We start from the raw sequence: 7,764 nt of genomic DNA on the forward strand, positions 1-7,764 counted from the left end.
ATACTAAAGCCCTGATAAATCGACTTAAAAGCATTCGCATTTATTACCTATTACTACGCTCTATTGTCTATAAATACATTGCTTAGCCTTAAATTAAGAGCACACTTTGGTCCAACTGCCGTCACTACCCGGCTCGGCACTTGTCCACCAGTTTGCTTGGTAAACACTACCGTTATGAACCACTTGGTCGCCCGTGTTTGCGTGGCTTGGGTTACCCGCCCAATCTTTCTGAGGTAAGTCGGGATATACAGCTAAACCCGCAGTATCGCATGTACCTGGGTTGGTACCGCCATCACCAGGATTACCGCCACCAGTACTGATATCACCCAGTGGTAGATCCGGCTGCTCAAAGCTAAATGCATAATCGACACTATTCACATTCACTGTATAGTTTGCAGGGCCAGAAATTGGCAAGTAATAAACCATATCGAGTTCATACACACCACCAGCAGGAAGCTCTTTCCATGCAGGTAATGTAAACGCTACTCTGTGCATCGGACCATCTAGACCACCAATATTATTGGCACGAGTGTGACCAGAAGCAATCACAGACAAACCACCGCCCGATTGATCTTTTGCGTTATCAGGTGCAGACACTGGGATATCGAACTGGAACTCAGTACCACCAGGAAGCGCTTGACCTGTATTGTTTGTAAACGTGATCTTAGGGTTAATTGGATAGTTTTGATCACCGACTTTGAAGCCACCTACAGAAACAGTAATATCTAATGCTTCCGTTGGGATAGCACCCGTTGCAACCTTGTTTCCATATGGAGTAGCTGACTTAAACTTATCGTAGATAGCTTTCGTCATAGTGTTACCCATATGGAACTCACCGTTTCCGCTATTACACGCCTGTTCGGTTGTATCGATTGAAGTTCGGTTACCGTTCGCATCGAGTACGTAACAGTTGTAATCCCCTGCTAGTTCCCAGAACATGATGCCACCGATTTCTTTGTCGATAACGTAATCGGCTTTCACATCGATAGAATCTTTATCTTCCGTTGAAAGGAATACGCCCTTCTCTGCGTTCCACAACCAAGGAGCAACAGCCACGCTGTCATAGTTACGCGTGTAAGTCCCCATTAGAACATCTGAAGGATCGTTAACAGGATCAAGCTTGTAAGCTGCTGCATAAGAACCCCAAATGCCTTTCTCTAAGTTCTTCGCATGCCACATTGGGTTTGAACCTGCACCCATTTCGTTGCCTTTCGGATCAGTATCGTGCCACATGTTATCGATACCAATTGCGCCATGGCCACAGTTGTTCTTCTCGCCTTCACCAGTACCTGCTGAACATTCAGCTTGGTTTGGCAGTGCTGCTCGGCCCCAAAGACCATTCTCACCACCAGTTACACCTTGCCAACCACGTGTGTAGTAAGGCACACCGATGTTAATACGACCTGCTGGCATAGAACCACGGAAGTAGTGGTAGGCCCAATCCGTATTCAGGTAACCGATACCGCCGTAAGCCGCTGTGCCGTATACGTTCCACTGTGCTAACTCTGAATCTTTACCTGTATCAAACAACGCAGCGTTATGGCCTACGTGATCGTTCCACGCACCGTGAAGGTCATAAGACATGATATTTACGTAATCGAGATATTTGGTTACATCGAATGTTTCCATACCACGCAGTAGGTAACCCGAAGAAGGCGCCGCGATCGTTAACATGTAGTGATTGCCATCTTGCGAAGAGGCTGCATCAAGCTTCTCACGCAACACTTTCATCAACACTTGGTAAGAAGCCCATAGGTATTGACGACGTGGTTCCATAAAGTCTTTATCGTACGGATTACCTGCGCCCGCCATTGACGTCGGGTATTCGTAATCGATATCTAGACCATCGAACTGGTATTTACGAAGCATTTCAACCGCTGAAGTTGCGAATGTTTCGATACCTTGATGGTTAATAGAACCGTCAGCATTGGTCGTCATGGTATAGAAACCACCATCAGCCACTCGGCTACCATCAGTGGCGAAGTGGCCACCGGTCTCCGCCCAACCACCGATTGAGATTAAAGTCTTAACATCGTGTTTTTTCTTCGCTGTCGCTAATGCACCGAAGTGACCTTTGAAGCCTAATGCTGGGTCAACTTCCACGCCCGGCCACTCTTTACCAACCGCTGCGTTGTTCGGATCGTTCACATCACCCACGTTTACTTTGCCATCTGAGCCGATGCTCACGAAAGCGTAGTTAATGTGTGTGAGTTGTTCCCAAGGAATGTCATTTACTAGGTAAGCAGCTTGTGGGTCATCCCCTGCACGCCAGCTGGTGAAGTAACCAATGACACGACGTGGGTGATCCGCGCCCATTTTCTCACGGCCTTCATCATCGTAAATCGTACAATAAGGAACATCGACACCTTGAGTTTGATACAAGCCATCAGGTCGACAAGTGCTCACCGTTGGTACGCCATTCACCGTCAAAGAAGCCAGCGCTGAATCTGTCGTTGCGCCTTGATTGTCAGTCGCTTTTGCGTAAACCGCTAAAGAACCCGCTTGAGTGGTTGTGTAGTTAAGCGTGTATGGGCTTGTCGCAGCCGTTCCGACTAAAGAACCTGCCACATAAAAATCGACCTTATCAACCGTACCATCGCTGTCTGTTGCCGTTGCGGTAAGCGTTACCACACCACCAACATCAACCGAAGATGCAGAAAGCGCAACCGATACTGTCGGCGCTTCATTTCCAGGTGTAACTGAATCGACAGAAATAGAGACCGCGCTCGCTAAGCTAGCCGCGCCTTCATTGTCTGTAGCAACAACCGAAACCTGATGGCTACCAGACGTTGCAGCCCAAGCCGCTTCGAAAGGTGCAGCTGTTACAACCGCAACTGAAGTTCCATCAATGAAGAATTCAACCGAGGTAACACTGCCGTCAGAATCTAGCGCCGTTGCACTCAACACCACGTTATCGCCTTCAGTGATTATGTCAGAGGCTGATGGAGTCGTTAACGAAGCCGTTGGCACTTCATTGGGCGTACCACCACCGCTACACACATCAACCTTCTTCCATTGTGCATGGTCACCTTCGAATTGGTTTGGGTTGTTATTTTGATTCCAATAATTGGCTTTGTAAGCACTACCGTCATGTGAAACTTGATCGCCGCCGGTGTAAACCGTGGCAGGATCCCACGCTTCTAACGTTGAGCAATCCACAGCCGCATAGCTATTGAAAGCCATTAAGCATGACGCAGTGAGAGTACTGAGTGTAAAAACCTTTTTGGCCACTCTTCCTTGATTTAGGTGCATGTTTGCAGTCCCTTAAGTTGTTGTTTTAAGATATTTAAAGTAAATGACACTTTTTTTGCCACTTAAATTCCTTCGCAAAACAACTGTAGGTAACAGTGCCAATTAAACACCTAAAATATTCCTTATTTATAAAATGACTCGCATTAATTTGTTTATAGCATGCAATGACTCGACACTTATTTTGCACCAACAACTAATATTAATTTATTTCGCAAAGCTAAAAAAATAGTGTCTCAAAATTTAGAAATATGATTTAGATTCGATGAGAATTCGTATCAAAACTAACCAAAAAGTAGGGAATTAGGGGCGATTTGAGATTATTTTATGAAATTGCCCACTTTTGGATAACAAATATGTTAGTATCAGCGGCTTTTTTGACGAGCCTCACATTTTTATCCGAATGTGGGAGAAATACATAGGCTTGAAAGAGCCAAATATAGCGAAGAAATAATGTCCAACTTGACGCAAGTCGCCAACGAAAACATCAACGCAGAATCTACTTCTATCGATTTCAATAGAGCTCAATCTTTGGGTGAAAAACTGGAACTCGGAAACCCAGTCTTTTGGCTGAGTGGCAGTTTCCTGACCCTCTTTGTCATCCTTGCTTTCACCAACACCTCCGTATTGTCCGAACTTGTCAACATCGGCTTTAGTTACTCAACTAAATGGTTCGGTGCTTTCTGGCAAGTCCTACTACTACTCAATTTCATTATCGGTTTAGTGCTTGCACTAAGTCGCACAGGCCATGTTCGTTTAGGGAAGCTTGCCCTACCAGAAATGACCACGTTTAAATGGATGTCTATCGTCCTATGTACACTCCTTGCGGGTGGTGGCGTGTTCTGGGCAGCTGCAGAGCCAATTGCTCACTTTGTTTCAGCTCCACCGCTGTATGGCAATGCAGACCCTCAAGCGATGGCATTCAATGCACTATCACAATCTTTCATGCACTGGGGTTTCCTTGCATGGGCTATCTTAGGTGGTCTCTCTTCGATTGTGCTTATGTACTTGCACTACGAAAAAGGCCTTCCTCTTAAGCCACGCACCCTGCTTTACCCAGTACTGGGCGACAAGGCAATCAACAGTTGGATTGGTAACGTCGTTGATGCGTGCAGCATTGTGGCAGTAGCCGCAGGTACAATCGGCCCTATCGGCTTCCTTGGCCTACAGATCAGCTATGCGTTGAGCGAGCTGTTTGGGATTTCTGATAGCTTTGCTACCCAAAGTGTCGTTATTCTATTCGCTATTGCAATGTATACGCTGTCGGCATTAAGTGGTCTAAGTAAAGGCATCCAACTGGTAAGCCGTTACAACATCATCTTATCGGTGTGCCTAATCGTTTACATTCTCCTTGTTGGCCCAACCAGCTTTATCATTGATGGTTACCTACAAGGCATCGGTGAAATGGTCGACAACTTTATCCCAATGGCGCTATACCGCCAAGATACTGCGTGGCTAGGTGGCTGGACTGTATTCTTCTGGGGTTGGTTCTTAGGTTATGGCCCAATGATGGCGATCTTCATTGCTCGTATCTCACGTGGCCGAACTATTCGCCAAATGATCGTTTCTATCAGCATCGTTGCACCGCTTGTGACTTGTTTTTGGTTCAGCATTGTTGGTGGTAGTGGCTTAGCGTTTGAATTAGAGAACCCAGGCGTAATATCTAGCGCATTCGAAGGTTTCAACCTTCCAGCTGTACTACTAGCTATTACTTCGCAACTACCGTTCCCGACTCTGATTGCAATCCTGTTCCTTATCCTGACGACCACGTTCATCGTGACCACAGGTGACTCAATGACCTACACCATCAGTGTAGTAATGACTGGCACAACAGAACCTAACTCAGCAGTTAGAACATTCTGGGGCGTCATTATGGGGGCAGTGGCTATCGCGCTTATCTCAATGGGCTCTGGCGGCATCTCAGCTCTGCAGTCGTTCATTGTGATCACTGCCGTTCCTGTTTCGTTTATCTTGCTGCCATGTCTATGGCATGCACCGAAGATCGCGAAGCAGATGGCAAGAGATCAAGGCCTCGCTTAATACCTAATCCGATTTAGTTTCGGATAGCGTAGAACACTAAAAAGCCACTCAAGTGATTCACCTGAGTGGTTTTTTTATCTGTTCGCTGTCGACTTTATTAATAGTTATGTCTACTAGCGCTTGTATCTACCGAGATTTCGGCTTATTGAAACTTTTCACCAGCAGCAACCATGAATGACATCTCAACCAATAGTTCAGGGTTAGCGAGTTCTGCTTTCACGCACGCACGGCTTGGCGCGCAGCCTTCAGGGAACCACTCTTCCCACACTTCATTGAGTGCATCAAAGTTAGCGAAATCCGTTAGGTAAATAGTCACTGACAATACACGAGATTTATCGCTGTCTACCAAACTCATCATTTCTTCAGCTTGTTCGAAGATTTGCTGAACCTGACTCTTAATTCCTGCCGTTGTATCCGTCTCTGGTACTTCAACAAAGCTTGCAATACCGTTAAACACAGTCACATCAGACCAACGCTTGGTCGGGTTAATTCTATGAATTTTCACTGGTTATACTCTTCTTATAATTAGGGTGCACATCAGCGTAATCTAATCCAAATTCCTAACATTGAAAACAAAAATTAGAAAGCTCGTAGTACCGGCTAAACAGCACTATCGCCAACCTATGACTTTGGTGTTCAACATCACTAGCCTACGCATTAATATCAAAACAATAAATCACCATCTATTGAGTTTCTAGATAAATATATTAAGTATTACTCTCAACGCGAAATTTAATCTGAACTCTTGCGGTCATATTCAGAGATTTTATTAAATGGAGTACTTTTATGCATGTTCAAACCTATGATTTAAAACAGAGTAACGTCGGATACAGCCTAGGCGTGATTGGTGTAGCATTAGTGTTAGCTTGGATTGGTATTTACAAGTTTACGCCAACTGAAGCGATGCTAATTGAGCCTTTAATTGCAAACCACCCAGCAATGAACTGGCTTTACAAACTGTTCTCAGTACAAGCTGTCTCTAACATGGTGGGTGGCGCGGAAATCGTTGTTGCGATTGGACTGCTCGTTGGATTTAAGAAACCGACAATTGCTTTCTATTCAGGTATTGCAGCAGCGGCTATCTTTGTTGTGACACTGAGCTTTCTAGTCACCACGCCAAACGTTTGGAAAGTATCGGATGGCATCTTAGTCACTAACTTCTTCCTAGTGAAAGATATTCTGTTTTTGGCTATCGCTATTAGCGTAATCGAACGTAACAAGCCTCAGAAGTAAATGTAAATCTAATAAGTGGCCGTAAACCTAAAGATCTATTTTAAGTAACATAAAACCATAAGCTGGCTAGAAGGACGCTGCCAGCTTCTAATGAATAAGGCACTGATACTCACCTACTCAGCTAATACCTTACGATAATAATTAGCGTCTTGATTTTGCCCTTTGAATAACGCGTAATTCTCTACACGCTCAACTAAGCCAAAACCGGCCTTGGATAAAATCTTGTTGGAACCAACATTACCCCCTAACGCATAGGCATCCACATATTTAAGGGAAGAGTGCTCCGCCAAATAGATAAGTAACTTCCTCACCGCGTTAGACGCAATGCCTTTAGAACTAAAGGAGTGACCCACTCGATAGCCTAGCTCTCCTCGTTCTCCGTGTTCGTCGATGTCACGTACATTAATCCTACCGCAGATAATCCCTTGTTCATCTTTTATCAACATAGGAATCATCTCATCACTTTCATATTCCGCTAAAAAACTAGCAATCTGCTTCTCTACACCTGAAAGTGAATAAAAACTTTCTTCCCGTGGTGGTACAGACATCTCGAACCAATCTCTATTGTCTACTTCAAATTCCAAGAGCGCCCTAGCATCACTTGTTTGAAGTAAATGCAAAAATACATCCATACGAGTACTCCCAATGGTTATTTCGAAAGCCTTGCCTACGATTGAAATTCGAGTACCCAAATCTCTGAGTAAACGGTACGTCACTACTTATTTCAGAGTTAGCAGCTGAAAGTGAGGTTCTAGTGGGCATAGGAAGATATTTTTTAATAGAAGTGAATGGGGCGTGACATTTAAGCAACCCACCCCATCAATTATATACATACTTAACGACTACGGTTTACTCGATACTACCCAATTAGTTCCGTCAGTACTTTTTTCGTATACAGAAGTTTGATCTGACGATGTTATTCTTCGTGAATATGTCGTCGGAGATGCACGAAAGAGTGTTTTCCAATAGGTGATTTCTTTACTCTGATCATTAACTATCTTTGACCGTATGACCTTAGATGCGTCACCTAATTCATTACTAGAGTAATCTTTATATCTACCCATAATGTTTGTTTTGATATTTTCAGTATCTAAACTATTTAAATGACTTTTAACATTAACGACTGTCGATAATCCAAAGTCATCGCCTTTTCCAAAAGTATGCTCATTCCAGTCGACATAAGTACGATTTAATTGTTCTTTGATGCTCTTGTTATATTTCCAAGTTGAAGTAGTTCTAGAG

5 protein-coding genes and 1 pseudogene are annotated in these 7,764 nt (G+C 44.2%); 2 read left to right on the forward strand and 4 right to left on the reverse strand.

Translation table 11 applies throughout. The annotated features are described in order from the left end of the window. Nucleotides 1–93 precede the first annotated feature (93 nt). Nucleotides 94–3,252, reverse strand: coding sequence for a chitinase C-terminal domain-containing protein (locus AB4496_RS14485; RefSeq protein WP_032555055.1), 3,159 nt, complete (start codon nt 3,250–3,252; stop codon nt 94–96). 450 nt (nt 3,253–3,702) lie between these two features. Here AB4496_RS14485 and AB4496_RS14490 point away from each other — a divergent pair, with 450 nt between their 5' ends. Further along, entirely contained in the window at nt 3,703–5,289 is a 1,587-nt protein-coding gene (locus AB4496_RS14490; RefSeq protein WP_009845503.1) for a BCCT family transporter, read from the forward strand. Between the two features lie 142 nt (nt 5,290–5,431). On the opposite strand, the gene AB4496_RS14495 is transcribed toward AB4496_RS14490, so the two are convergent. Further along, complete coding sequence (locus AB4496_RS14495) at nt 5,432–5,794, reverse strand: RidA family protein (RefSeq protein ID WP_009845504.1); 363 nt, start codon at nt 5,792–5,794, stop codon at nt 5,432–5,434. A gap of 281 nt (nt 5,795–6,075) precedes the next feature. On the opposite strand from AB4496_RS14495, the gene AB4496_RS14500 reads away from it, so the two are divergent. Continuing rightward, nucleotides 6,076–6,522, forward strand: a complete 447-nt coding sequence (locus AB4496_RS14500) for a DUF417 family protein (protein ID WP_009845505.1) — start codon at nt 6,076–6,078, stop codon at nt 6,520–6,522. A gap of 113 nt (nt 6,523–6,635) precedes the next feature. On the opposite strand, the gene AB4496_RS14505 is transcribed toward AB4496_RS14500, so the two are convergent. Together AB4496_RS14505 and AB4496_RS14510 are read right to left on the reverse strand one after the other, a co-directional pair. After that, nucleotides 6,636–7,154: a GNAT family N-acetyltransferase gene (locus AB4496_RS14505; protein ID WP_009845506.1), complete on the reverse strand. Its 519-nt coding sequence runs from the start codon at nt 7,152–7,154 to the stop codon at nt 6,636–6,638. 210 nt (nt 7,155–7,364) lie between these two features. Beyond that, nucleotides 7,365–7,764 (reverse strand): annotated as a pseudogene (locus AB4496_RS14510) (hypothetical protein); the annotation flags it as partial.

Source organism: Vibrio sp. 10N.222.46.A1, assembly GCF_041473595.1.
GTDB classification, from domain to species: domain Bacteria; phylum Pseudomonadota; class Gammaproteobacteria; order Enterobacterales; family Vibrionaceae; genus Vibrio; species Vibrio tasmaniensis_A.

Bases quoted from the DNA above. Each gene is read 5' to 3' on its own strand.
- AB4496_RS14485 (WP_032555055.1), bottom strand. From the start codon at position 3,252: ATGCACCTAAATCAAGGAAGAGTGGCCAAAAAGGTTTTTACACTCAGT.
- AB4496_RS14490 (WP_009845503.1), top strand. From the start codon at position 3,703: ATGTCCAACTTGACGCAAGTCGCCAACGAAAACATCAACGCAGAATCT.
- AB4496_RS14500 (WP_009845505.1), top strand. From the start codon at position 6,076: ATGCATGTTCAAACCTATGATTTAAAACAGAGTAACGTCGGATACAGC.
- AB4496_RS14505 (WP_009845506.1), bottom strand. From the start codon at position 7,154: ATGGATGTATTTTTGCATTTACTTCAAACAAGTGATGCTAGGGCGCTC.